The organism is Vibrio sp. 1078-1 (assembly GCF_033340475.1).
Genome location: NZ_JAWOWM010000001.1, coordinates 701,214 through 725,467, shown reverse-complemented (window position 1 = coordinate 725,467; position 24,254 = coordinate 701,214). Strand labels below are relative to the sequence as shown.

24 protein-coding genes and 1 pseudogene are annotated in these 24,254 nt (G+C 44.5%); 11 read left to right on the top strand and 14 right to left on the bottom strand.

Translation table 11 applies throughout. The features are described from left to right. Positions 1-106: 106 nt before the first annotated feature. A complete protein-coding gene (locus R7190_RS03180) occupies positions 107-1,564 on the bottom strand; it encodes a DUF3360 domain-containing protein (RefSeq protein WP_053303744.1) in 1,458 nt (485 codons plus the stop codon). 418 nt (positions 1,565-1,982) lie between these two features. On the opposite strand from R7190_RS03180, the gene R7190_RS03175 reads away from it, so the two are divergent. Further along, positions 1,983-2,399, top strand: coding sequence for a VF530 family DNA-binding protein (locus tag R7190_RS03175; protein ID WP_005375544.1), 417 nt, complete (start codon positions 1,983-1,985; stop codon positions 2,397-2,399). Positions 2,400-2,550: 151 nt separating this feature from the next. On the opposite strand, the gene R7190_RS03170 is transcribed toward R7190_RS03175, so the two are convergent. The 5 genes and pseudogenes from R7190_RS03170 to R7190_RS03150 all read right to left on the bottom strand — a co-directional run bounded on the left by R7190_RS03170 (position 2,551) and on the right by R7190_RS03150 (position 6,388). Beyond that, positions 2,551-3,801, bottom strand: coding sequence for a DEAD/DEAH box helicase (locus tag R7190_RS03170; RefSeq protein ID WP_005375545.1), 1,251 nt, complete (start codon positions 3,799-3,801; stop codon positions 2,551-2,553). A gap of 393 nt (positions 3,802-4,194) precedes the next feature. After that, a complete protein-coding gene (locus R7190_RS03165) occupies positions 4,195-4,665 on the bottom strand; it encodes a hypothetical protein (RefSeq protein WP_017821094.1) in 471 nt (156 codons plus the stop codon). Continuing rightward, positions 4,655-5,565, bottom strand: a pseudogene (locus R7190_RS03160) (hypothetical protein). The gene R7190_RS03165 and the pseudogene R7190_RS03160 overlap by 11 nt, the downstream one beginning before the upstream one ends. Positions 5,566-5,886: 321 nt before the next feature. Then, complete coding sequence (locus R7190_RS03155) at positions 5,887-6,132, bottom strand: hypothetical protein (RefSeq protein WP_170893315.1); 246 nt, start codon at positions 6,130-6,132, stop codon at positions 5,887-5,889. Positions 6,133-6,172: 40 nt separating this feature from the next. Then, positions 6,173-6,388, bottom strand: coding sequence for a DUF3820 family protein (locus R7190_RS03150; RefSeq protein WP_005375557.1), 216 nt, complete (start codon positions 6,386-6,388; stop codon positions 6,173-6,175). A gap of 143 nt (positions 6,389-6,531) precedes the next feature. Between R7190_RS03150 and R7190_RS03145 the strand changes: the two genes are divergently transcribed. Then, entirely contained in the window at positions 6,532-6,840 is a 309-nt protein-coding gene (locus R7190_RS03145) for a cysteine-rich CWC family protein (protein WP_080276966.1), read from the top strand. 38 nt (positions 6,841-6,878) lie between these two features. Here the strand turns inward: R7190_RS03145 and R7190_RS03140 are convergent, their stop codons facing one another. After that, on the bottom strand, positions 6,879-7,223 hold the full coding sequence (locus R7190_RS03140) for a HopJ type III effector protein (RefSeq protein WP_005375560.1): 345 nt from the start codon (positions 7,221-7,223) through the stop codon (positions 6,879-6,881). A gap of 199 nt (positions 7,224-7,422) precedes the next feature. Between R7190_RS03140 and R7190_RS03135 the strand changes: the two genes are divergently transcribed. Further along, on the top strand, positions 7,423-9,192 hold the full coding sequence (locus R7190_RS03135; protein WP_170893316.1) for a choice-of-anchor I family protein: 1,770 nt from the start codon (positions 7,423-7,425) through the stop codon (positions 9,190-9,192). Positions 9,193-9,262: 70 nt separating this feature from the next. On the opposite strand, the gene R7190_RS03130 is transcribed toward R7190_RS03135, so the two are convergent. Next, the gene (locus tag R7190_RS03130) at positions 9,263-9,601 is read right to left on the bottom strand and encodes a 4a-hydroxytetrahydrobiopterin dehydratase (RefSeq protein WP_005375563.1); all 339 of its coding nucleotides are present in this window, start codon (positions 9,599-9,601) and stop codon (positions 9,263-9,265) included. Then, on the bottom strand, positions 9,591-10,385 hold the full coding sequence (gene phhA / locus R7190_RS03125) for a phenylalanine 4-monooxygenase (RefSeq protein ID WP_170893317.1): 795 nt from the start codon (positions 10,383-10,385) through the stop codon (positions 9,591-9,593). The genes R7190_RS03130 and phhA overlap by 11 nt, the downstream gene beginning before the upstream one ends. A gap of 222 nt (positions 10,386-10,607) precedes the next feature. On the opposite strand from phhA, the gene R7190_RS03120 reads away from it, so the two are divergent. Next, positions 10,608-12,581 carry an acetoacetate--CoA ligase gene (locus R7190_RS03120; RefSeq protein ID WP_186585197.1) on the top strand — a complete coding sequence of 658 codons (1,974 nt, stop codon included), beginning with the start codon at positions 10,608-10,610 and terminating at the stop codon, positions 12,579-12,581. 148 nt (positions 12,582-12,729) lie between these two features. Here the strand turns inward: R7190_RS03120 and R7190_RS03115 are convergent, their stop codons facing one another. Next, positions 12,730-13,305, bottom strand: a complete 576-nt coding sequence (locus R7190_RS03115) for a class I SAM-dependent DNA methyltransferase (protein WP_017821100.1) — start codon at positions 13,303-13,305, stop codon at positions 12,730-12,732. Between the two features lie 171 nt (positions 13,306-13,476). On the opposite strand from R7190_RS03115, the gene R7190_RS03110 reads away from it, so the two are divergent. Beyond that, positions 13,477-14,355: a LysR family transcriptional regulator gene (locus R7190_RS03110; protein ID WP_005375568.1), complete on the top strand. Its 879-nt coding sequence runs from the start codon at positions 13,477-13,479 to the stop codon at positions 14,353-14,355. A 176-nt stretch (positions 14,356-14,531) separates the two neighbouring features. Beyond that, positions 14,532-15,425: a cation diffusion facilitator family transporter gene (locus tag R7190_RS03105; protein WP_053303754.1), complete on the top strand. Its 894-nt coding sequence runs from the start codon at positions 14,532-14,534 to the stop codon at positions 15,423-15,425. 151 nt (positions 15,426-15,576) lie between these two features. Here R7190_RS03105 and yddG read toward each other — a convergent pair whose 3' ends face one another. Then, positions 15,577-16,479 (bottom strand): aromatic amino acid DMT transporter YddG, encoded by a 903-nt coding sequence (gene yddG / locus R7190_RS03100; RefSeq protein ID WP_005389394.1) that lies wholly within the window; start codon positions 16,477-16,479, stop codon positions 15,577-15,579. Between the two features lie 120 nt (positions 16,480-16,599). On the opposite strand from yddG, the gene R7190_RS03095 reads away from it, so the two are divergent. From R7190_RS03095 to R7190_RS03075, 5 genes are all read left to right on the top strand, one after another. Then, the gene (locus R7190_RS03095) at positions 16,600-16,749 is read left to right on the top strand and encodes a hypothetical protein (RefSeq protein ID WP_017634379.1); all 150 of its coding nucleotides are present in this window, start codon (positions 16,600-16,602) and stop codon (positions 16,747-16,749) included. A 12-nt stretch (positions 16,750-16,761) separates the two neighbouring features. Further along, entirely contained in the window at positions 16,762-17,412 is a 651-nt protein-coding gene (elbB, locus tag R7190_RS03090; RefSeq protein WP_017634378.1) for an isoprenoid biosynthesis glyoxalase ElbB, read from the top strand. A gap of 333 nt (positions 17,413-17,745) precedes the next feature. After that, positions 17,746-18,894 (top strand): L-threonine dehydrogenase, encoded by a 1,149-nt coding sequence (yiaY, locus tag R7190_RS03085; protein ID WP_186585195.1) that lies wholly within the window; start codon positions 17,746-17,748, stop codon positions 18,892-18,894. Positions 18,895-19,043: 149 nt separating this feature from the next. After that, a complete protein-coding gene (locus R7190_RS03080) occupies positions 19,044-20,120 on the top strand; it encodes a PQQ-dependent sugar dehydrogenase (RefSeq protein WP_186585193.1) in 1,077 nt (358 codons plus the stop codon). Between the two features lie 142 nt (positions 20,121-20,262). After that, on the top strand, positions 20,263-20,877 hold the full coding sequence (locus R7190_RS03075) for an HAD family hydrolase (protein WP_186585191.1): 615 nt from the start codon (positions 20,263-20,265) through the stop codon (positions 20,875-20,877). Positions 20,878-20,985: 108 nt separating this feature from the next. On the opposite strand, the gene R7190_RS03070 is transcribed toward R7190_RS03075, so the two are convergent. The 3 genes from R7190_RS03070 to R7190_RS03060 form a co-directional block, all read right to left on the bottom strand. Continuing rightward, entirely contained in the window at positions 20,986-21,465 is a 480-nt protein-coding gene (locus R7190_RS03070) for a Dps family protein (RefSeq protein ID WP_005388254.1), read from the bottom strand. Between the two features lie 299 nt (positions 21,466-21,764). After that, positions 21,765-23,765, bottom strand: coding sequence for a methyl-accepting chemotaxis protein (locus R7190_RS03065; RefSeq protein ID WP_053303759.1), 2,001 nt, complete (start codon positions 23,763-23,765; stop codon positions 21,765-21,767). A gap of 121 nt (positions 23,766-23,886) precedes the next feature. Continuing rightward, positions 23,887-24,240, bottom strand: coding sequence for a hypothetical protein (locus R7190_RS03060; RefSeq protein ID WP_033906832.1), 354 nt, complete (start codon positions 24,238-24,240; stop codon positions 23,887-23,889). Positions 24,241-24,254 lie beyond the last annotated feature (14 nt).

Below are 24,254 nucleotides of genomic sequence, written 5' to 3'. Positions count from 1 at the left end.
TGCAAAAAGCTACCTGGTACTAGGTAGCTTTTTGTTTTTGTCTACTATTTTAAGAAGCAAGTCCCTTTACTCACTGCTCTCACTATACCTTTAGAGCATAATTCGATTAACCGATAAGAGCTGGAATGCCTGGAAGCTGACCAACAATAGCAAGGGAGCCTGCACATACGATAAACGCAGTGCCAGGAATCAGATATTTATCTTTGCGCGATAGTTCGTTAGCACGCTCATGGTCGCCGATAAGCCCGAGGTTATCCAACAGCATCGTGATTGCCCAACCGAAGACTGGATTAACGAATGCACAGGCAAAAATACAGATACCTGCACTGAGTGAATCTTTATGCTTATGGATCATCTGCATACCCGCTTCAAGGAGTGGTAAGAATACACCCACAATCAAAGCAACGCGCAGAACAGGTTCCCACATTGCTAGATCCATTGGGTAGCCAATTACCGCCGCCGCAATACACATGAAACCCGTCAACAGAGCGCCACCTGGAATAGGACGCTTGGCAATTGCGGCAGGAATCATGTACGTTCCCCAAGAAGAAGCTAGGTTTCCGCCCCCTAAGAGTGAACCAACCCCCTGACGAACAGATGCTCCGACCATCGTGTCGTCGACATCCATGAGTACACCTTTCGCTTCTTTTGGGTAGTTAAGTTCTTGAAACACACGATGGCCGAGATAATCAGGGGACCACATAGCGACTGCCAGTAGAGCAAATGGAGTCACGGCAATAAAGTGCTCTAGGGTTGGCCAGCCTAGCTGCCAGCCTGTATCTTCCCCCCACCAGTAGAATGGACTGAAATTAGGTAGGCCCGGTTCTGTGGTAAAAGCAAACTCAGCGCCCATCAAATAAGCAACAATACCCGCGAGTGCAGAGCACAATGGGATAGCGAGCCAACGTTTATTGATCTTGGCTAAGTAAGCGTAAACCATAACGGTTAGGCCTATGACCACAAACGAAATGTAACCTTGGTCCGTACTTGCAGCCCACGCTTCCGTCTTATTAATTTGCCCGAGCAACCCAACGGCACCAAGGTAGATCAACAACCCTCCTCGAACCCCGATACCAGTAAGAGTCATGAGTTTAGAGCCACCTTTGGTTAAGGCGAGAATTAACCCAAAAACACACACCATCAAACCTAGCGCGAGAGGGTGCCCTCCTGCAGCTGCAATCATAGGAATCAGCGGTATCATTGGTCCATGGGTTCCCGCTAAGTTTGCATTCGGGTTTAGGATGGCAGAAAACAGGATGACGAACAGGGCTCCAGCGATAAGTAATTCGTAACGCACGTTTTCTGCAATGAATTCCGGAGATAAACCAAACTGAGCAGCAAAAGCGGAAACCATGGCAGTGACCATAACCACTTTACCAATGGTTGCTGCTAATGCCGGTACCCAGTCTTCGATTTCAATACTGTAATCACGTGAAGGCAAATGAATTCCCCAGCGACGGAAACTCATGACGGTTAAATCATGATTTAGAAAGTCTTCTCGGCTTTCAAATTCATGCGGTTTTTTGCGCACATCCCTGTAAAAAGTCTTACTTTTGTCAGACATTGAGTCATCCTTTTATGTTTCAACGTTGAACTACGTCAACTAGAGTTTCGCTTGGTAGACAGGCCTTCGACCAATACGAGACAACACCCACATCAAACTTCTAGGCCATACTAAGAAAGCGGCATGAACCAATTTTGATTTTGAGCTTATTAAGCATGTGTTGCTATGGGTAGGAATATTAGACATTAGTAAAAGAACAACAAAAATCTCACTTATTACACAATAATTTAACATCGAGCTGGGACGCTTGAACTTTTAAGAGTCATTTTTGAGCAGAGAGCCAAGTAGAGCGGCCAATTCCGATTTATACTTTCAAGGTAGAGAGCACTGTGCTCGCATCCATCGCAAAGTAACTATAGATATCTCTACATTGTATACTTTGTTAAACTCCGCCCTTTAATGAGTAAGGCCCTTAAAAATGATGACTGACGAAGAGAGAATCGAGCTGCAACAGAACAATCCACTGCACGGATTAAAGCTAGAGACTATGTTGCAAGAGTTAGTGGATTTTTACGGCTGGGACATTCTAGATACAGCAATGCGTTTTAATTGCTTTAACACTAAGCCTTCGATTGCAAGTAGCGTGAAGTATTTAAAGAAAACCGAATGGGCGAGAGAAAAATTAGAAAACTTTTACCTTTATCGCTTTAAGCGCATGCCACGCGCGAGCGAAGAAGAATACAACTTACCACCAAGAGCTCGTACCTTCCCTCATGGCCTTGAACCTAAAGAGCCAATGCCGCTAACCGTTGACTCTATTCTTAAGTCACAAGCCAAAGCAGCGTCTGCATTTAAAAAGCGTTCACCTCGCGGACGCCCTGCTCGTCGCCAATAACACTATCTTGAAAAGCAATAGAGCCCTACTGGTAGCTCCAGCAGGGCTCTATTGTTCTTTAAAGGAATGGCTAGAAGCGAAGACTCAAGCTAGTGAGCATTCCTTTTCTCTAACAACTCCCGTAAGTAAACTCACATGTAGTTTACGTTTTCTATTGATTACGCTTTTTCTTCTTTTTACCCGTACCTGCCGGCTTCGCTCGCGGCTTCATTGGTAAAAAGTAGGCTTCACTCTGATCGTCTTCCACTTCAAAACCGACTACCTGCTCGCGTTCAAGTTGAAACTTATTTTTCTTTTCTATCACTTTGAAATGGTGGTAGTCGTCGTAATCGATAAGAGATAACCCTAAACCTACTTCACCAGCACGACCACTACGACCGATTCGATGCATATAATCAGCAGGGCTACGCGGAAGATCGAAGTTAATCACCACTGGAAGTTTTTCTATATCAAGGCCGCGTGCTGCGATATCGGTGGCAATAAGAACTTGAATCTCGCCAGACTTAAAACCGTCAAGGACACGAGTACGAGCGCCCTGCCCTTTATCACCATGGAAAACTTCAGCGGTAATACCGCGTTTTGACAACTTTTGAGCTAAATGATTACAGGCATTCTTAGCATTCACAAAAATCAGAGTCTGTCGCCACTGATGCTGTTTGATTAAGTGCGCGAGTACCGCCGTCTTCTCACCTTTATTTACACTAAACACGCGCTGCACCAAAGTGCTGGCTTCTGCGCTCTGCAACTGAACTTCAACAGGGTCGCGGAGCAACTGCTGAGCCAACGTCGTCACTTTATCAGGGAAAGTTGCAGAAAATAACAGCGTCTGTTTCTTCTCTGGGAGTAACGCAAGAATCTTATTCAGTTCTTCGGTAAATCCGAGGCTCAACATACGGTCGGCTTCGTCAAGAACAAGCGTTTTTACTTGGTCCAACTTAATCGCGTTACTGGATACCAGATCAAGTAATCGACCCGGCGTTGCAACAATGATGTCACAGCCACCACGAAGCGCCAGCATTTGTGGGTTCACCGATACACCACCAAATACGGCAACCGTTTTGATCTTATCTCTGAGATGGTATGAGTAAGATTTGACGTTATATGCCACCTGTGATGCCAACTCACGAGTTGGTACTAAAATCAGGTGGGAAACGAAGTTGCCACGGCGATTGTTTGATTCGTCTTGCTGAACAATTTTTTGCAAGATTGGCAGCGAAAAAGCAGCGGTTTTACCAGACCCCGTATTGGCACCACCAATAATATCTTTCCCTTCAAGGATATCAGGAATAGAACGGGATTGAATGGGCGTCGGTTGGCTGTATTCCAACGCTTCTAGTCGCTCGACTAATGTTGGAATCAGGCCAAGATCGGCAAATGTCGCTTGCTGTGTTTTATCTGTCATTACAATGAGTGGCTCAGTGCTAGTAAAGGCCGTGTATCTTATGCTATTTCGCGTCTGGATGTTAGAGATAATGGCCCAAACAGAAGATTGGTGAAAGAAGCACTATAGGGTTCAGGAACTTCCTTTCACTAACATGAGTTAATGGTTTCGATAACCAATACTCTACGACCAAGATGGTAAAGCTCACGACAAGCAAAGTGAAAAGGAGTCAGGCATTCTGACTCCTGTAAAGCAAAATACAGCTTGAGAAAACCCTATAGCTTATAATTGGACAAAAATGCGTTACGACAAATAGAATATTAGCAACTAATGGATAACTTCAAGTATTGAGAGCTAGCGCATGACATGTACATACGCTAGCAGGGTGCTTGTGCCAAGAGCTTGAAAGATGATTTAATCGCACGAACTAGGGTCTAAAACATACGTCCGACTTGAGGATTTTAATGTAAGTTCTTGTTCAGAAGTACATTCAATATAGTCATATTGCTTTATTTTTTCTCTCGTGTTGTTATCTAACCATATGGCAGAGGCAATAGAACTTAATACTATTATCGCTATAGAATATAGCCCTGTTTTTGTCGAAAATGGTACTTTTAGTAATAGTTCTGTTGACCTGTGTAGCATAGCTATGGGAATGATCGCTATAAAACCAAATATTAGAAGGCCTACAAAAGAAGCAACATTGTTCACTAAACCTGCTAGTTTTACTTTAGGAATGATACCGATTGAGTTGTTAATGCTAATTAACTCATTAATTGAGCTGTAGCTCAACCACACCATAAAAACCATAAGAGGCCAACTAGCCATCACTTTAAGCCAACGCTTTATCTTTAGTCTTCGGTTAAATTTTTCATTAGAAATCATTAATAGTTTTCTTTACTTGATTCTTCATCGGTTCCGTAAATTTAAATTGGTCATCTAGTTTAGATATTTCCTTTCCTACAATAAACGCAGTAACAGCGAAAATACCAAGTGTTAGAGCGGTTGGCACAACAAGTACCGTACTTAATGTTGCGACTCCCAGAATAGTTATTCCTTGAGCGATAACTCCTGCGGCAATGCCCTTAGATATATCCGCTGTAAATTGGCCGACCACTTCACCTAGCGTTTTTTCATCATGTAGAATGTAGTCAACCGCATTAACCGCACCACTAAACACAAGTTCAACATAGATGTTGCCTTTCAAGAAACTGACATTGCCTTGAACAGTATTTAGAGCATGACCAATTTTAAGCATTTGTGGTGTTGCTTCTTGCCAACGGATACCTAGGTCTAAATATTTAGGCTTGTAGTTCTCAACCACAATATTCATTACACCATTGATATTGACAGCTTTAGCGGTTGCCCCCAACCGCCAAGCTCTTTAGCGACCTCATAAGCGCCTTTAAGCCCCATGCCTACGCCAGTGTAGTCCTTGCCGTTCGAAAGTTGTCCATGCGAGTCTTTGATGAGCAAGTCTAAATACTCGTTACCTTCTTCAACAGTCAGTACCGCAATACTCACGTTCTCTTGTTGAGAGGTGTCCCACTGATATTCTTTAGCTTGCTTTTGTAAATCATCGTTCCATTCTTTTTCTGTTAGGTCGTAAGCTTGTTGGACCGCTTTGCGTTCAGCAAGAACGCGCTCGCTATTTTCAGCCCATCGTTTCTCATCGTTCGCGGTAGATCTCAGCTCTTCCTGACGTTCTCAGCGTTGACGTGCTGCTCGTTCTCTAGTGGTTTCTTGTCTTTCTTCTGGGGCTACAGGAGAGGATTCATATCTCATGGGAGTCGGTTTTACTGATAAATAAAAAGGATAATAACAATATTTTCAGTGATTTATCATCCCCAACAAGATTGCATGATGATTTAACCAATTAAATAGGCAGTTTGACTAATCAAACAAGCACAATGAAGGCTCAATAGTGTTGAGTTACATTCAATCGGATAACTTTTCGTAGGGTAAAACGTACGAACCAAATTTTGTAGAGTATTTATTCCAGTTCTTTTTTGGGGCAATAAAGAGTCAGCCTAACGGTCTGGCTCTTTTGAATGAAAACACTGGTCTCGTGGGTGAACTTGTAAGGCTGTGGCAGGTTACACTCACTTACTCCTTAGGCAGGTGACCAGTTTCCTTCGCAAGCTTTTGCATCGCCTCGGCAAACGTTGTTGTCCCGCCTTTAGCTTTAACCTGTATTACCTTATATGCCAACTTTTCCAACGCTTGGCGCTCTGCCAAAACAGCTTTGTCATCTTGCTGGCTACCTTGAGCTGGCTGATGAATGTAACATCCCTCTAATTTACCATCTTCGACCAATTGGTGGTGTTTCAGTGCATCGATATCAAAATTCATAATAAGTCTTTTCATCAAGAGTGGGCGTTTCTGTAGCTAATTACATGCGCTTCAAAGGCTTCACGACACTATCTAAGCCTTCAATTTTGAGCGCTAAACATAGCTTGAGCAAATCCCCTAGCTCGCCGCTTGGCCAGCCCTTTTTATCAAACCACAGTAAGTATTCTTCAGGCAGGTCGATTAACACTCGCCCTGCATATTTCCCAAATGGCATTTGCATTCTAGCGAGTTTAATGAGGTTTTCTTTTTCTAACATAAGTGACAGAGAGTTAAGGTAACTCGTGCAAGGGTAACACTGGTTCTCCCTCCTCACCAGCAAATCGCAGTCACGTTTATTTTGGCGGCCTTGACTCGCTTTGTGCTAGAGTACGCGGCATAAAAAATGAGAACGAGAAAGCAATGAAGTCACCTTGTCGAGCAGCATGTAAAAATAACGCCGGAATATGCTCTGGTTGTCACCGGACGATGGATGAAATCATCCAATGGAAAGACAAAACCGATCTCCAACGAGATGCGATTATCGAACAAATCGCAGGAGAAGATTCAACGCACAGTTGTCCTGAGTGCGGGACTCAAGCCCATTGTGATATCGCCGCAGGCAAAGAGACATGCTGGTGCTTTACTATTGAAACCCGTGATTTACCCAAGCCAAGCGCCAACCAGCTGTGTTTGTGCCGAAAATGTCTAGAAAAAAAGCCAGTCGCGTAATACGACTGGCTTACTGATCATCGTTTTCTGACTGGTGTTTATTTAGCGGTTAAAGCGGACGCTTCAAACTTAATGCCTTCCCACCCTGTCACCATAAAATTACGAATATTCTGGTGATCGCTGTTCTCTGGATGCTGCAATACATCTTCACGATAAAAACGGCCAAAGCAGGCTAGCGTCGCTTCTTTGTCTAGGTTGTTTAGCAAACCGAAAGCGAAGATCTTACACGAACCGTTGTTCTCGCCTGCATTGTTTTGTGTCTCACCATTTACAAAAGCGGTTGGCTCAAACGTATAGTTATCTTCGATCACCGCCATCGTTGCTTCAAATTCGACCTGCTCTGGTGACGCTGCCAATAAATCTAAAAACGATTTTAATTCCATTATTCCTCTATCCCTACTTCATCATATTGATGACACATTAGTTTCATAAAAAGCCAATATAAGAGTCATCAATCATACATATATTCAGAGCCTTACCAAATCAAACGTCATTCAGCGCTCTATCATTCCAGTTGCGGAAATGGACAGCAGCATAAAACCCATGCTGATTGACAACCTATCGGATTGATAAGGAGATATCATGATCACCCCTTTAAAGGCAATCGGTGCACTCGCATTGTCATCACTTGCCATCGCGTGTTCATCACAACCCGAAGATACCGTGGCTTCATTCGCTACACAATGCAAACCTACCACTGCACCCGTTACTGGGGAAACGTCAATTCAAGGTTTAACTTTTATCGGAGCATCCGTTGCTGATGCACCATTCGACACATCGGCAGCTGAAATCGTCAGTTATGACGCCTGTACAGATAAGCTCTATGTGGTTAATGCTCAAGCAAAACGTGTCGATGTAATGTCTATGGATGACAACGGCGTACCAACGCAAAGCGCATTCATTGATCTCAACAGCGCTGGCGAAGCAGCGGGCATTGAAATTGGCGCAGCAAACAGTGTCGCTGTATTCAATGGTTTGGTAGCAGTTGCGATTGAAAACAGTAATAAACAAGCGAATGGTATTGTTGGCTTGTACCGCTCCGACGATTTGTCATTAGTCATGACGTTTCCAACAGGCGCATTGCCAGACATGGTTGGCTTCTCGAAAGATGGCCGATACATCGCAACCGCTAATGAAGGAGAACCAAACAGCGATTACAGCATTGACCCTGAAGGTAGTATCACTTTGATCGATCTGAGCCTTGGTGTTGCTCAAGCAGAAGTGTCACAAATTGGCTTTAACGAATTTGATGATTCACGAAAAGCAGAGCTTCCAAAGAATGTGCGTATTTCGGGGGTAAACGCCACCATCGCACAAGATCTAGAGCCGGAATACCTCACTTTTGCAGATAACGGCAAAATCTATGTCGCGCTACAAGAAAATAACGCCATGGCAATCGTCAATCCAGAGAGCAAATCAGTAGAGCGAATTGTTGGCTTGGGTGAGAAGTCTTGGTCGGGCGCTAAACTCGATGCATCCAACAAAGACAAAATCATTGGGAACTTGAAAAGCTACCCACAACTGGTTGGCTTATTTATGCCTGACACCATCGACAGCTACTCAGTGAATGGGAGTACTTACATCGTATCTGCAAATGAAGGCGACGGGCGTGAGTACGGATTCAAAACCACTCAAGAACTGTGCGACAAAGCTGGCTTTATGTGGGATGAAGACGATTACCTCGGTACAGATGAATATACATCTGAGCAAGGAACCTGTTTAAGCCATATTGATGAAGTGCGCGGTAAGAAGCTGAAAGTGGCAGCAGAACACCCATTGGCAGAGGCACTAAAAGACAACAAACAACTCGCGCGTTTAAAAGTGATTAAGCCGGAACAAACGCTTTCTGCACAAGAGAATGTTCAATCATTTGGCGCGCGTTCATTCTCGATTTGGGATGAAAACGGCAAGTTGGTCTTCGATAGTGGTGACGATTTCGCGACTATCGCGCTGCTGAATGAAGGCAAGAACTTCAACAGCACCAACGATAACAATAATAGTGGGGATGACCGAAGTGATGATAAAGGTATTGAGCCAGAGGCGATTGAAGTAGCACAAATTAACGGTCGTCATTACGCGTTTATCGGCTTGGAGCGTCAAGGCGGTATCATGATTTATGACATCACAGACCCGAAACAAGCGCAGTTTATGCATTACGTAAACCGCCGTGATTACAATCAGCCAGTATGTACAGAAGTCGAAGATGGCGAATGCATGAACGACACATACAATCCAAAAGCAGGCGATTTAGGTCCAGAGTCCATTAATTACTTTACCCGTAACGGTGGTCATTTTATCGTCGTTGGCAATGAGGTATCGGGCACGACATCCGTCTTCCGAATCAATCTATAAAGTAATGTAAAAGTCATTTAGAAACAAAACGCCCGACGTAAGCCGGGCGTTTTTTGTATGAGGTAATGTCCTACTCTGCCGATGCTAGCGCGTCACACTTTGATGCGCAGATAAAATCGTTTTTATGCAGACCTTTGATAGAGTGACTCCACCACGTTACGGTGACCTTACCCCATTCCAACAAAATAGAAGGATGGTGGAACTCATCTTCTGCCAGTTCCGCGATTTTGTTACTGAAAGCCCATGCTTGTTTGAAGTTCTTAAATTTATACACCTTTTCTAGTTGAGGTATGTCTTCTCTTTCAATGATCTGCCAATCAGACAATTGCAGCAGCAGAGATTGTTGTTCTTCTTTGCTTAGTGCAATGGCATCGATACTACAAGCTTCGCATTTTTGTTCATTCAACATGAGCAGGTTCCTTTGGTTCAAAAAGTGGAGGAAGCAGTCCAGCTTCAATCGCTAGATCGGCTTGTTTCAATAAATTTAACTGACTGATTTTAAAAAGTTGAGAAAAGTCGTCAATCACGTAGTACTTCGGTTGCATGATGTCGATACGATAAGGCGTTCTCAGCACAGTTTGTAATTCAAATGGGTCGCGAATTGCTGCATCATTCTCTAATGCGTAGAGGGTTTCGCCAGGAGATGAAAGAATACCACCACCGTAAATTTTGGTTTTGTCCCCTTCTTTCACCAAGCCAAACTCTACGGTAAACCAGTAGAGGCGAGCGAGATAGGCTCTTTGTTTTGGGGTAGCGGCTTGCCCTAGTTGACCATAATGCTCGGTAAATGCAGCAAAGTCTGGGTTGGTTAACATCGCGCAATGACCAAATATTTCGTGGAAGAAATCTGGCTCCTGTAAGTAATCGAACTCATCTCTTGTACGCAAGAATGTGGCGACTGGAAAGCGCTTATTACCGAGTAGATTAAAAAATCGGTCGAAATCAATAAGCGCGGGAACGGGCTCCACTTGCCAACCTGTTGTATCCATCAAGACACGATTAATTTCTGGCAACTGAGGAACGCGGTCTTGAGGTAAATCAAGCAGCGTCAAACCGTGTAAATAAGCCTCACAAGCTCTGTTTTGGATCACACCCATTTGTCGTGTTACCAAATCTCGCCAAATGGCGTCTTCTTCACGGCTCCATTCAACCCTGCCTTCCTGGTTTACGGGTTTAGAACGATACTGGGTCATGGCTCATCTCCATTAACAAATCCTTTACATTAAGCCTATCTGTAGTCTTAAGAGCTTCCAATCCCTGCGCGATTTTCTCAGCATTATCCTGATGTAACATATTGTTTACAACCCATCGTAACTGCATGATTTTTATGACACGATATAATATCTGGCTTGTTTGACTTTATCGTGTATTCCTCTCACACTAAAACCTGTTATCACTTTGTTATAGAGGGACCTATGCGCGAGAGCAGCAAAGTATGGCAACCGAGCGACAGTCGTATCGAAGAAGCCAACATTACACAGTTTATTGAACACATTAATCGACAAGGAAATACCCTTGAAAGCTTCGCTGATCTGCATCAATGGTCACTCGATCATGTAGAAAAATTTTGGCAGGAAGTTTGGCTATTCTGCGACGTCATTGGCACTCCGGGAGAGACCATAAAAGAGCGATCAGAAAGTCGCTGGCAGCAGCCTGTTGAAAATAGGGATATAAAATGGTTCCCAAACGCGCAAATTAACTACGCCGAAAATTTGCTAACCTACGCGTGTCACCAACCCGATGATCTCGCGATTTGGTTTGAAAATGAACGTGAAGAAAAACAGACCTACACCTGGAAACAATTGTGCGAAGAAGTTTCGAGTGTGCAGCAATGGTTGAAAGAATGTGGAATTAAGCAAGGTGATGTCGTCGCTGGTTATTTACCTCACCTACCTCAAACGGTGATAGCTATGCTAGCAACCACCAGTTTAGGGGCGACCTGGACTTCCACCTCACCTGATTTTGGCGTCGAAAGCGTTTTGGAGCGCTTTGGTCAAGTGAAACCCAAAATCCTGTTTACTTGTGATGGCTATACATTCAATGGCAAAACTTTCGATATGTCTGAGAAAAACCAGCATATTGCGGATCATCTTGATGGTCTTAAACAAGTTTGCCAAATTAGCTACCTTAAACCACACATTTTTGAATGCGATGTCTGCACCCAAGATTGGCAAAACGTCCTGAATCAATACACACCCGAAGCGCTGACTTTTACTCGTGTGAATTTTAACGATCCGCTATTTGTGCTTTATTCTTCAGGCACAACAGGCAAACCGAAATGCATCGTTCATTCCGTCGGCGGAACGGTGCTTAATCACTTGAAAGAGCATCAACTGCATTGCGATATTCAACCGAACGAACGCGTGTTTTATTACACGACCTGCGGTTGGATGATGTGGAACTGGCACGTTTCTTCACTCGCGAGCGGTGCATGTTTGGTGATTTTTGATGGTAGCCCTGTTTACCCCACTCATGATGTGCTCTGGGACCTCGCAGAACGAGCCGAAGTGACGCTGTTTGGAACCTCAGCAAAATACCTAGAGGCGCTGGAAAAAGCATCTTTTTCTCCGCAGAAAAGTGATGCATTTCCAAGTCTGAAAACCATTTGCTCAACGGGCTCTGTTCTGTATCCAGAACAGTTTGATTATGTCTATCAGCACATTAAAGAAGATGTACACCTCGCCTCGATTTCTGGCGGAACAGACATTTGTGGCTGCTTTGTATTAGGCAACCCTATTTCTCCCGTTTATCGGGGAGAGTGCCAATCAGCAGGGTTAGGGGTCGATGTCCGAGTCTTTAACCAACAAGGTAATAGCGTAATGGGAGAGCGCGGCGAGTTGGTTTGTGCCAATTCATTACCCAACTTCCCTGCTGGCTTTTGGAACGACACCGGTGAGAGATATCATCGCGCTTATTGGGATAAATTCGACAATATTTGGCACCACGGCGATGATGTTGAACAGACCAGCGTTGGGGGATACGTGTTTTATGGTCGAAGTGATACCACGTTGAATCCCGGTGGCGTAAGAATCGGCACGGCCGAAATCTATCAGCAAGTGAACTGTATAGACGGTATTCTAGATTCGATCGCAGTAGGAAAAGAAGTCGATCGCAACGAACAAATATGGCTGTTTGTCCAATTAGTCAAAGGGGTAGAGCTCAATGACGAGATGATCGCTTCCATCAAAGCACAGCTAAAGTCTGCATGTTCTCCAAGGCATGTACCTAGTGCAATTTACGCAATAAGCGATATACCTAAGACACGCTCAGGAAAGCTGGTCGAGTTAGCCGTTAAGCAAGTCGTTAACAACCGAAGCGTCGAAAATTTAGGCGCAATAGCCAACCCTGAAGTGCTGGAGGAGATACGCAGGATAGTCGTCTCAAAATAACCTCCGAAGACTAAGTTGTTCGAGTATGTCCTTGCCTGCACCACGACGCTTGTTTAGAGCAAGTGAAGTTACATATATCCTCATCAGATAAGAAAAAAGCGAGCTTGTTAGCTCGCTTTTGTCATTTTTTGTTCTTTATTCAGCGGTATTAGCGACGACCAAGCCCCATTAATACCGACATTGTTTTACCATCAGATGTAATGTCAAAAACGTGTTGCGATTCAACTTCAGTAAAACCCGCTTCTTTCAGTGCACGCTCAGACTTCGCAAGGGTAAAACCGTCTTGTTCACATTCTGCAATCCAATCAAAATGAACAAAATAGCCGCCGTGGTTAAGTAGAGAATGCGAGATCGTTAATGACGCGTCTAAGTCTTCCACAAACGCTAAAACTGATGATGCAACCACCAAGTCGAACTGTCCACGAAAGGCCGGATGCTGAGCGACCAAGCCGCGAGATAATGCATCTACCACAGGTTCTACGTTGACGAGCTCTTTTTTATCGAGTTCCTCAATCATGGCTTCCGATGCGTCTAATGCTACGATGTCTTTAACCATCGGTGACAATCGTTGACTTAACTGCCCTGTTCCGCATCCAAAATCTAGTACTTTAATGCCATCAAGCTGAGTTAGCTGTTGTAACTGCTCAAACACCGACTGCGCAAATTGCTCTGTTGCTGGATTTGATTCCCAGTTTTTTGCTAAGCCGTCCCAATCTTGTGCCATCGTGGCCTCCATGTTCACTTTTTGTAACCCACATAGATTACCGCAAAACCGTTAAAAGACCATAGACTTATCTGGCGGATTCGCGTTTTTTTCGATAATCTTTCATGGCTTTGGGAGCGCATCTGCATAATACCCAAATTATTTGAATTCATTTATTGGTTGTGTCAAATCATGAACTTAACTCAAGTAGAAGCCTTCTGCACCATCGCTGAGTGTGGTTCTGTTTCTGAAGCGGCAAGGCAACTCGACTGCAATCGTACCAAACTCAGTATGTCGATTAAGGCATTAGAGAAAGATCTCGACGTTGAATTGTTTAACCGAACTGGCAACCAGCTCACCCTCTCTGAAGCTGGGAAAGCCATTTACAAAGATTGCGAACACCTACTTATCATCGCACAACGGGTCAGAAAGACCTGCGCTCAAATCTCGGAAGGGTTTAACGCGGAAGTTTGGGTAGCACGTGACGACTCCTTACCTGATGATCTCTGGCAAGAATTATCTCATACATTGAATAACCGCTTTCCTTCAACAACCTTCAACTTAATCTTGGCATCCAGTGGCGACTTAGCCAACTTGGTCAGTACCCACCAAGTAGATTTTGCTTTCGGCGTTGATTATGAGCGAGTAGACGATCCTCGTATCGTATATAACCCATTAGGCAAGATACGTATGATGTCAGTATGCAGTGTAGAACACCGCCTAAGTAAGATGCGCCGTGTCTCAGACGAAGATCTACGTAGTCAGATGCAAGCACTAATGGTGTACCTAAATGAGAAAGACAACCCTGAACTGCAACCTTTCTCGACTCGATATATTGGTTTTTCGAGTTTTGACTACATGCTGAACACCATCTTAGAAGAAGACGCTTGGGGCGTGCTTCCAGAACCATTAATCCGCCATTACCTTCGTCAGCAGAAGCTCGCCGTTATCAAACACACATACGGATTGACGCAAGAAGACTACTGTATGTTTTCACCTAACGGCCATACTGAGCATCCAGCAATGACGTGGTTAGCAGATAAATTGAGCGAGTATTTATTTGACTTCTAAACATTTTATCAGTGAGTGTCAATTTTACTGACACCAAAAAATCACAGTAAGCCATTGTTTTATAGGAATATAAATAAAAACGCAATTTTTTAGATTAGTTACTGGTCACTTTGTGGTTGCCTAAATTACCTTATGAGCGAAGAATAGTAAGGTATTAAAATTCAAAGGCATCTTTTATGTGTGACAGGACAAGCAAAAACGAAAACCGTATTCTAACCATTTCAGCCCTTTTGGCATCTGGGTTCGCTGCTGGTGGTATGGTACTTGGCTTGCTTGTAGGATCAATTGTCATCGTGTTTGACGGTGTTTACTCTTTGGTCAGCTTACTGTTAACTTTATTGTCACTGGCCGCTTCTTACTATATTAACAAGCCTTCAAAATCTGTATTCCCATTTGGAAAAGCGGTCTTAGAACCAATCGTTATTGCGATAAAAGCAGCCGTCATTTTAGTGGTTGTAAGCTTCTCTCTCTACTCTGCGATATCAGCATTGATGTCTGGAGGTCGCGAGGTCGATGCTTCTATTGCGACCTTATTCGGCATCGTGAATGTTATCGGTTGTGGTTACGCTTGGTGGTTTATGGCGAAACGCAGCCGCCGCTTCTCATCAGGCTTGATTGAAGCGGAGAAAAAACAGTGGCAAATGGATACTTTGTTGAGTGTGGCGGTGACCGTAGGATTTATCTCGGCTTGGGCTGTTTCACTAACGCCATTCTCTGAGTATGCGGTATATGCCGACCCCATGATGATGGTTTTAATGGGCTTTTACTTCCTCAAAGTACCGTTCGATATGCTAGTAGGTGCCTTACGTGAACTACTAATGATGGCACCAAGCAAAGAGCTGTGTCAGAGCGTTGGCAAAGATGTTCTTGAGATTGAAAAAGTAACTGAGCATCAATTGAAACTGGCTGGCGTAACGAAGGTGGGCCAAGAGCTACGAGTAAATGTGGACGTACATATTGATGACGACACATTGGAGCTTGATACACTAGAGCACACTCGTAAGCAGCTTATCAAGCGACTGTCGAAGCACAGATTCAAGCTTCAACTACACTTGAACGTCGCTTATTAGAGTGCCACCAAAGAGCCGTTAAAACTCAATAAAAAGCTCCCAATCTCGGGAGCTTTTTTAATTTTTTCGATTTAGTTTCTTCGTATTCGAATACAGCTCGCAAGGGAGATCTGTTCGTTGCTCACTTAAATTCTCTGATCTCGTTGGTAACTTACCCAGCCGCTTCGCGCTTCTCTTTGGTGACTAACCAACACATCAGCGAGCCCACCGTTACCATCACAACGCCCTGCCAAAAGCTATGGCTCAGAGTTACGCCAAGAATAATGGAAGAAAATAAAGCGGAAAAAATGGGTGTGAAGTAAGACAAGGTGGCGAGAAAAACCATATTGCCGCCAACGATCGCGATATTCCATAAACCATAACCACCAGCCATTAAAGCCGCAGAGGCCACTAAGTACCCCATCGCTTCCCAACTGAATGTCATTGGTGGCTCATCCGTAAACGCGTATTTGACCCAAAGCGAAACAGCTGTTGCAATAAAAAACAGGGTAATCGCATTATGTTTAGATTGCTGCCTTTGGGTTAAGTTGCAATAAAAAGCCCATATAACCGCGCCAGCGAAAGCCATAAAATACACCAGAGGGTTACTACTAACATTGGACATGATCTGAGTTATGGATAAGCCATTCTCACCGCTCACAGTCCAAGCAACCCCAACAAACGCCAGCGTAACTGCGGGATAAAGCAACCAGTTTGTTTTTTTATTGCTGCCAAGGACCGCAAATAAAACCGTCAGTGCGGGCCAAAGGTAATTGACAATCGACACCTCAATTGCCTGCGCGCGCGAGTTGGAATATCCCAAAGATAGAGCGAGAAATATTTCATAACAGACGAACATCGCACCACCAAGCGCAAGATACTTGGGAGAAAAGTAAGACAACTTTGGAATACCGACCACGATAAGAAGGAAAACAGAGCTAAGAGAGTACAACATGGCTGCCCCGCCTACAGGACCTAAACTCTCCGTAACCAACCTCGCGATGCCAAGCAGACAACTCCAAGAGAGAATCGCGATACAACCATAAAGTGTGAAACGAAATTGCACTGATTTCATGTGACCTACCACTCACGAATGCCAAAGGAAACGTCAGCTTAACTCAAAAATGATCAGGTTCAACGTACTGTTTTATAAAAATCAGTATAAAAATCATTCTATTAAGCCGTTGGAGTCGATATGAAACATTTTCTGCCCTCTAGTGTTATGCTTACACCCTTTGTTGTGCGCTACTATGATGAAGATGACAACGAGAGTGAAAACGTTAAAACACATTCGGAAACGCATGGTCTAGATAGCGAAGAGCAATCTAAGGAACGTTCAGAGTAAAGGAATCCAAACATGAAAAAAGTCGCAGTCATTTTAAGTGGTTCAGGCGTTTACGACGGTTCTGAGATCCACGAAGCAGTGTTGGCGCTCTACGCCATCGAGAAGGCAGGTGCAACTTGGCACTGCTTTGCACCTAACATTGACCAACTCCACGTCATCAATCACCTAACTGGTGACGAAATGGATGAAACACGTAACGTATTGATCGAATCAGCTCGTATTGCACGCGGAAATATTGACGATGTCGCCAAACTTAACGTCGATGAATACGATGCCCTACTGCTTCCAGGTGGGTTTGGTGCCGCGAAAAACTTAACCGACTTCGCTGTTTCGGGTGCGGAGTGCTCCATTAACACACACGTAGCTCAAGCTTGTCGCGCGTTTGCTAATGCGAAAAAACCAGCTGGCTATCTGTGTATTTCTCCTGTCATTATTCCGATGATTTATGAGCAAGGCGTGAAAGGAACGGTAGGCAACGATGAGGCAGTCTCAATAGCATTTAATCAAATGGGCGGTGAACACACCACGTGCCCTGTCGAAGACATCGTTTTTGATGAAAAACACCTCGTACTTTCAACCCCTGCTTACATGTTGGCAGAGAATATCTCTCAAGCGGCTTCAGGTATCGAAAAGTTAGTATCAAAACTGATTAAAATAGCTTAATTATTAGTAGTTAGCTTATAAAACACTTCCCTATCCCCATTGATAATTAAGTTATTAATGGGGATTTTTTATACTTTAGTCGAATTTAGAGATATATCCGCGTCAGAAGTCAATTTCTGCCAATCGTTTGCGTCCATAGTTTCACATTTGTTCTACTTTATATCAGTGTTGCACTTATACGCAGTGCAACAAGATCACTGTCACAGTTTTTCTCTTGCAAGTACCTCTAAGTGGGTAAACTTGCTTTAGATCAACTTCAATCTGGAAACGAATGTGCGACAGTAAATGGCAAATTAAGAAAGATTATTAAAAATAACGACGGAGCTATCCAATATGACAAGTGCATTTTTTATCCCTACGGTAAACCTAATGGGCGCTGGTTGTTTGAAAGACGCAGCAGACAACATCCAATCTCAAGGCTTTAAAAAAGGTTTGATCGTTACGGATAAGATCCTTAACCAAATCGGTGTAGTCAAACAAGTTCAAGACCTTCTCACTGAGCGCGATGTAGCAACCGTTGTGTTTGATGGCACTCAACCAAATCCAACTATCAGCAACGTTAACGACGGCTTAGCACTTCTTACTGATAACGAATGTGACTTCGTTATCTCTCTAGGCGGCGGTTCACCACACGACTGTGCGAAAGGTATCGCGCTTGTTGCTTCTAACGGCGGCAAAATCGCAGATTACGAAGGCGTAGACCAATCTGCAAAACCAATGATGCCACTTATCGCGATCAACACGACGGCGGGTACTGCATCTGAAATGACGCGTTTCTGCATCATCACTGACGAAGAGCGTCACATCAAGATGGCTATCGTTGATAAGCACACAACACCGCTTATCTCGGTAAACGATCCAGAGCTAATGCTAGCTAAACCTGCTTCGCTAACTGCGGCAACAGGTATGGATGCCCTAACTCACGCGATTGAAGCTTACGTATCTATCGCAGCAACACCAATCACTGATGCGGTAGCAATTAAAGCGATTGAGCTTATCCAGGCTTATCTACGCACAGCAGTGAAAAACGGTGAAGATCTAGAAGCTCGTGAACAAATGGCATACGCGCAGTTCATGGCGGGTATGGCATTCAACAACGCGTCTCTAGGTTACGTACACGCAATGGCACACCAGCTAGGTGGTTTCTATGACCTTCCACACGGTGTTTGTAACGCGATTCTTCTACCTCACGTACAGCGTTACAACGCGCAAGTATGTCCTGAGCGTCTACGTGACGTAGCAAAAGCAATGGGCGTAAACGTAGAAGGCATGTCTGCTGAAGCAGGTGCAGCGGCAGCAATCGACGCTATCGTTACTCTAGCGAAAGATGTGGGTATCCCAGCAGGTATCAAAGAGCTTGGTGCGAAACTGGAAGACATCCCAACACTAGCAGACAACGCACTGAAAGACGCTTGTGGTTTCACTAACCCTAAACAAGCAACTCACGAAGAAATTTCTAAGATCTTCGAAGAAGCGATGTAATCTCGCTAACTAAACAGTTCTCTAGCCTTAATTCAATCCCCGATCTCGTATCGGGGATTTTTTACATTCATATACAAGTGAATCTCTGCCAAACATAGTCTTTTAGTGTTAGCTTTTAAGTATTAACACGATTCATATTGGAAGGAACCATGAGAACGATTGCTGCTGCCCTACTCACTTGTTTATCCTTTTCTGCCAACGCTGCCGAATACCGCGCGAACGAGGTGGCGAATGGATTTCAGATCCCTTGGGGGATCGAGTTTTTAGATAACCAACGCGTTATCGTCAATGAAAAGAACGGTACGGTTTCGTTGCTGGATATCACATCAGGCAAACCTCAAAAGCTGTTTAACGTCCCCAATGTGAACACCAGTGGACAAGCTGGTTTATTGGATGTTGCACTCGCACCGAATGCCGATACGCAAAACCCGCAACTCTTCTTTACCTACAGCAAGCGCACGAGTAAAGGCAATACGGTGGCGTTAGCGACGGCGCAATTGCAAAACAATCAACTTGTGGGTTGGAACGATCTCTTTGTTGCTGATGCCATCACCGACACAGGGCGTCACTACGGCAGTCGACTTTCATTTGTAGACGACAAAGTTTATTTCTCAATCGGTGACCGTGGCGAACGTGATAATGGGCAAGACACTCAAACCCATGCTGGCAGTATTCTGCGCCTTAACCTTGATGGTTCGGTTCCGCAAGACAACCCATTCAAACCTTCCCAAGCTCGTCCTGAGATATGGAGTTACGGGCACCGCAACCCACAAGGTATGTTTTACGACGAAGCAACAAAACAGCTGTGGTCTATTGAACATGGACCACGCGGCGGCGATGAAATTAATCTAATCAAGAAAGGCGCGAACTACGGCTGGGCAAAAGTCTCTCATGGTAAAGAATATTGGGGTCCGTTGGACGTCGGTGAAGCTAAGTCGTTACCGGGAATGGAAGATCCCAAGCTGGTATACGTCCCTTCTATCGCACCCAGTAATATGATTTTGTACCGTGGTGATAAATACCCAGAGTTGGACGGAAAAATCCTCGCCGGTGCCTTGAAGCTGGCGCACATCAACGTGGTTTCTATTGAGAATGGCAAGCTCACCGAATCAAAAAGATTGATGGAGAATCTTGGTGAGCGAGTAAGAGATATAACCATCAGCCCCGATGGTTATATCTACTTTTCTACCGACAGCGGCAAAATCTTTCGTCTTGAGGAAAGGTAATCAAACACTAAAATCGTTAAGACTATTTAATTTGTGACGTACTAGTGATTTATTTTCGTACAATCTAAGCAGAAGAATCTAAACTTAACAATAACCTTTTGTTTTTTAAAACGATAGTTCGGTTAAGTTGTACGAGGTCATTATGATTCCATTCCCTTTACAGCTCGATAAAATTAAAGCCGTGGTGTTTGATTTGGACAACACCTTGGTGAGTTCTGATATGAACTTCGGCGAATTGCGACAACAGCTTGGCTGTCCGCAGAGTGAAGATCTATTGGATTTTGTCGACGCACTTGAGCATCCTCATCATCGAGAGCACGCTCATAACGTGATATTTGATTACGAGATTTCTGATGCTGAGCAGTCTGCTCTAATGATTGGCTGCCATGAATTGCTCGCCCACTTGCATCAAAATGAAATCAAAACCGCTATCGTGACGCGCAACTGCCAAATCGCCACTCAGCGCAAACTAGAGCACAACCAAATCTCAGTAGAACGAGTCATCACTCGTGAATGCTTCCCGCCCAAGCCAGACCCTTTGTCTCTGCAGGTATTGGCGAAAGAGTGGCGTTTGATGCCTGATGAAGTGCTTTATGTCGGCGATTACCTTTACGACTTGCAGGCAGCGTATAACGCGCAGATGCCCTCTTGCCTTGTGCACCATGGGAATCAAGAAACCTTCAATGACTCAGCCTCGTTGGCGCTTAATGAACTCAGCGATTTACTGAGCCATTTCCAATCCTTACCACGCAAATAAAGCGCACACATAAAACACGCAAACAAAAAAAGGGGCACCAGCGTGCCCCTTATGACTTATTCCCGATTGTTTCATGCGTTCCCAAGGATTGCTTGGGTGATGCGCTGCTTAGCCTTGTAGGTAAGCGTTAAGCATCCACATTAATTTTTCTTGCTCACGGATGTAGTCACCCATCAATGCCGCTGTACCTTCGTCATCTGCTTCACCCGCGTTTTGTAGAATCTCACGCTGTTTTAGAAGCAGAACGCTAAAGCCTTGAACCAGACCTTGTACACACTCCTCACCAGAAGTAGCGTTTTGATGTTCTTTAATTTCACTTGCTTCCAAGTAGTTGCTGAATGCGTGCGCTGGCGTGTGACCCAAAGTTAGAATACGCTCTGCAAGCTCATCGATTTTTGTTTGTAGATCAGTGTAGATCTCTTCAAATTTTACGTGCAGTTCGAAGAATTGCGCACCTTTAATGTTCCAGTGGTAACCGCGAGAGTTCATGTACAACACTTGGTAATGCGCTAACAGTTGATTGAGCTGTTGAGCTAGTTGTGCTGATTGTTCGCTGTCTAGACCAATTAGGCTTACTTGTTTGTTCATAATCTTGCTCCTAGAAGGATGATACCAATCGTAGTAACGAACGATTCTCTTACCGGGATTGGTATAAAGTTTAAAAATTCTTTTGCAGTATTTGCTGCCGATGGAGTCATATTACGACTCCGGCTCGGCGAAGAGAATTTGGTTTTAGCTATGATTTAAATAGCCAAATCCAATGAGCAAGCAGACGAATATCGGCGTATCATCCAACAAAAAGCCCCAACCCTTTTTGTGTAAAAAGGATTGGGGCTTTTTTACTATTTGGTTAACGTTCAAAAGTCGATGAAAGATGTAAACCTTATCTACGCCGTTTTGAAAGTTGCCATCTGTTGATTCAGCTCAGTAACTTGCTCTTTTACTTGCAATGATGTCTCTGATGCACGTTGGCTGTTATTCGAAACTTCATCCACTGATTGAGTAATACCGGACATCAATCCAGTGATCGAATTGGTCGCATGAGATTGCTGCTCTGCCGCTGCTGCAAGTTCTGCCATTTGCTCATTCAAGGAACCTATTTGCTCAGTAGTAACAAGCAAACGAGTTACCGCTTTTTCAATGTGCTCAGCGCCCTGCTCCGCAAGTGATTGACTGTGTTCAATCTCCTCTACCACCGAATTGGTCGAGCGTTGAATCGCATTGATGATACCGTTGATTTCTGTCGTCGATTGAGTAGTGCGAGTCGCTAACATACGTACTTCATCCGCCACAACCGCAAAGCCTCGTCCTTGGTCACCCGCACGCGCTGCTTCTATCGCGGCATTCAATGCCAGTAAGTTAGTTTGTTCTGCTAAGCCTTCAATCACCTCTGTAACTCGGCCAATGGCTTCGCTCTCTTTGCTTAACTGCGTCACCTGCGTACTCGCGGTTTCAATGCTGCCGTGCAAACTTTCCATAGTGACTTTGTTTTGCTCTAAAGCATCACGACCTTGTTCAATCTCGCCTTTTGAATCAGAAAGCTTCTGCACTGATTGGTTGGCTTGATCTAGGGTGTTACGCGCGGCTAAAGCGATTTCATCCAATTGGCTTCCCATTTCAACAATGCTGGTCTGTTGCTGTTCTACATTCGATGAAGTGACTTGCGCCGATTCCAACAAAGCCCCCATACTGGTATCCACTTGGTGCGCTTTCTCACTCACCCCTGCCACGATGCTCGCTAACGATTGGTTCATGCGGTTAATCGAATCGGTAAGGTCTGCCAATTCATCTTTCCCAACAACAGTTAACGGAGGCTGAGAAACGTCCCCTGAAGCGATCGTCTTTGCACGCTCCGATAAGTTTTTCACTCGGCGACCAATGGTGTTGCCCATGTATTTTGAAATCGCTACTGCGGCAAACAAAACCAATGCCGCGGCAATCAGCATGGTGGTGAGTACGTTTTTGATCGACTGATTAATGCCCTGTCCACTTTGATCTGCACGACTTTGCTGAGCCAATACGATCGTTTCTAAGCTTTGGTCTAGTGCATCCGCTGCTGGCAACAGTTCATTCGCCATTAACAAGTTTGATTCGTTCCACTCTGGCGATTGACGCAATGCAATTACCTGCTCTGCTAAAGGAAAGTACAGTTGCTGCATTTCTTTAAACAGTGACCACAAAGATTGGTCGTTATCAGTAAGTCTGTCGAGTTTGCTATCGATTTCCGCCACAGATTGATTGTGGTATTTAATCAAGTCGTGGTATTTGTCTAGGTGATCTTGCTGCCCGTATAACAGGAAATCTCGCAGTGCAGACAGTGCATTGGCGAGCGAGGTATAGCTGTCGGCATAAACTTTGAACAGACGTTTTCTGTCTCCACCGAATGGGTTTCCTGACTCTTCGTTGATTAAGCTTTGAAGCTGGTCAAGTGCCACTTCTGCAATGGGTGCCGCTTCGTTAATAAAGAGGTTGTGTGCGGGTAAGTTCTCATCACTGTGGCTAAGTTCAATCAGCTTGTTTAGAGAAACTTTTACCGCGTCCCACTGGCTTTGGATCGCTTGAAAATCCTGTTCAGAGATCAACGCCTGCAACGTTGGAAGCGACTCGTCTGTAGATGCCATGATATTACGCACGTCCTCACTCAGACGTGCGCTCGCCTCTTCATCGCCACCTAGCAACATGTAGGCTCGAATCGAGGACAGCGACGCTTGAACGGACTGTTGGATACCGCGACTGGTGTCGACGGTCGGTAAATCGGATTTAAGTAACGAAGAGGCGTATTGCTCTACGGTAGTGACGTTGCGATACGTGAATACCGCTGATGCCATAAAAAGTACGGCTAGCAGCACAAAACTGAGCTGCAACTTCCCTGATATCGTAAGGTTCATCCATAAACTCCTGACAACGATGAGCCTTAAATATAACGATGTTTACAAAAATGTTAAATACAGGTGTCAAAAGTTACTAAGAAAACCATGTAAACCACTATTTTAAGCCTATAAATAGGGCTTATTCGAAGTATGGTATGCGCTCACTACGTAAAATCAGATAATTAACGTAAGTCGTTTCTAAGCAGTCTTGCTCCCACAACGAAAGAATCCGCTTAGTGGCGAAGTAGTAATCTTTATTACGCAGTAACACGCCCACCGTGCGACTGAGCTGCTCAAAGCGCTGTTGCTCATTAGCAGAGATGTCATTGTCCTCATTTTCAATGATGGGCGCCAATCCATCGGCAAACCAATTGTTCAGAATTTCACGCATCTCAAGTTCTGACTCCGGTACATCGATACTCGACAACTCGCGATGCTGTGGTGGCGGTACTATGTACTTTGACGCTTTTGGTGAACTGACATAACGGTACATGTCGCTCCTCCTTG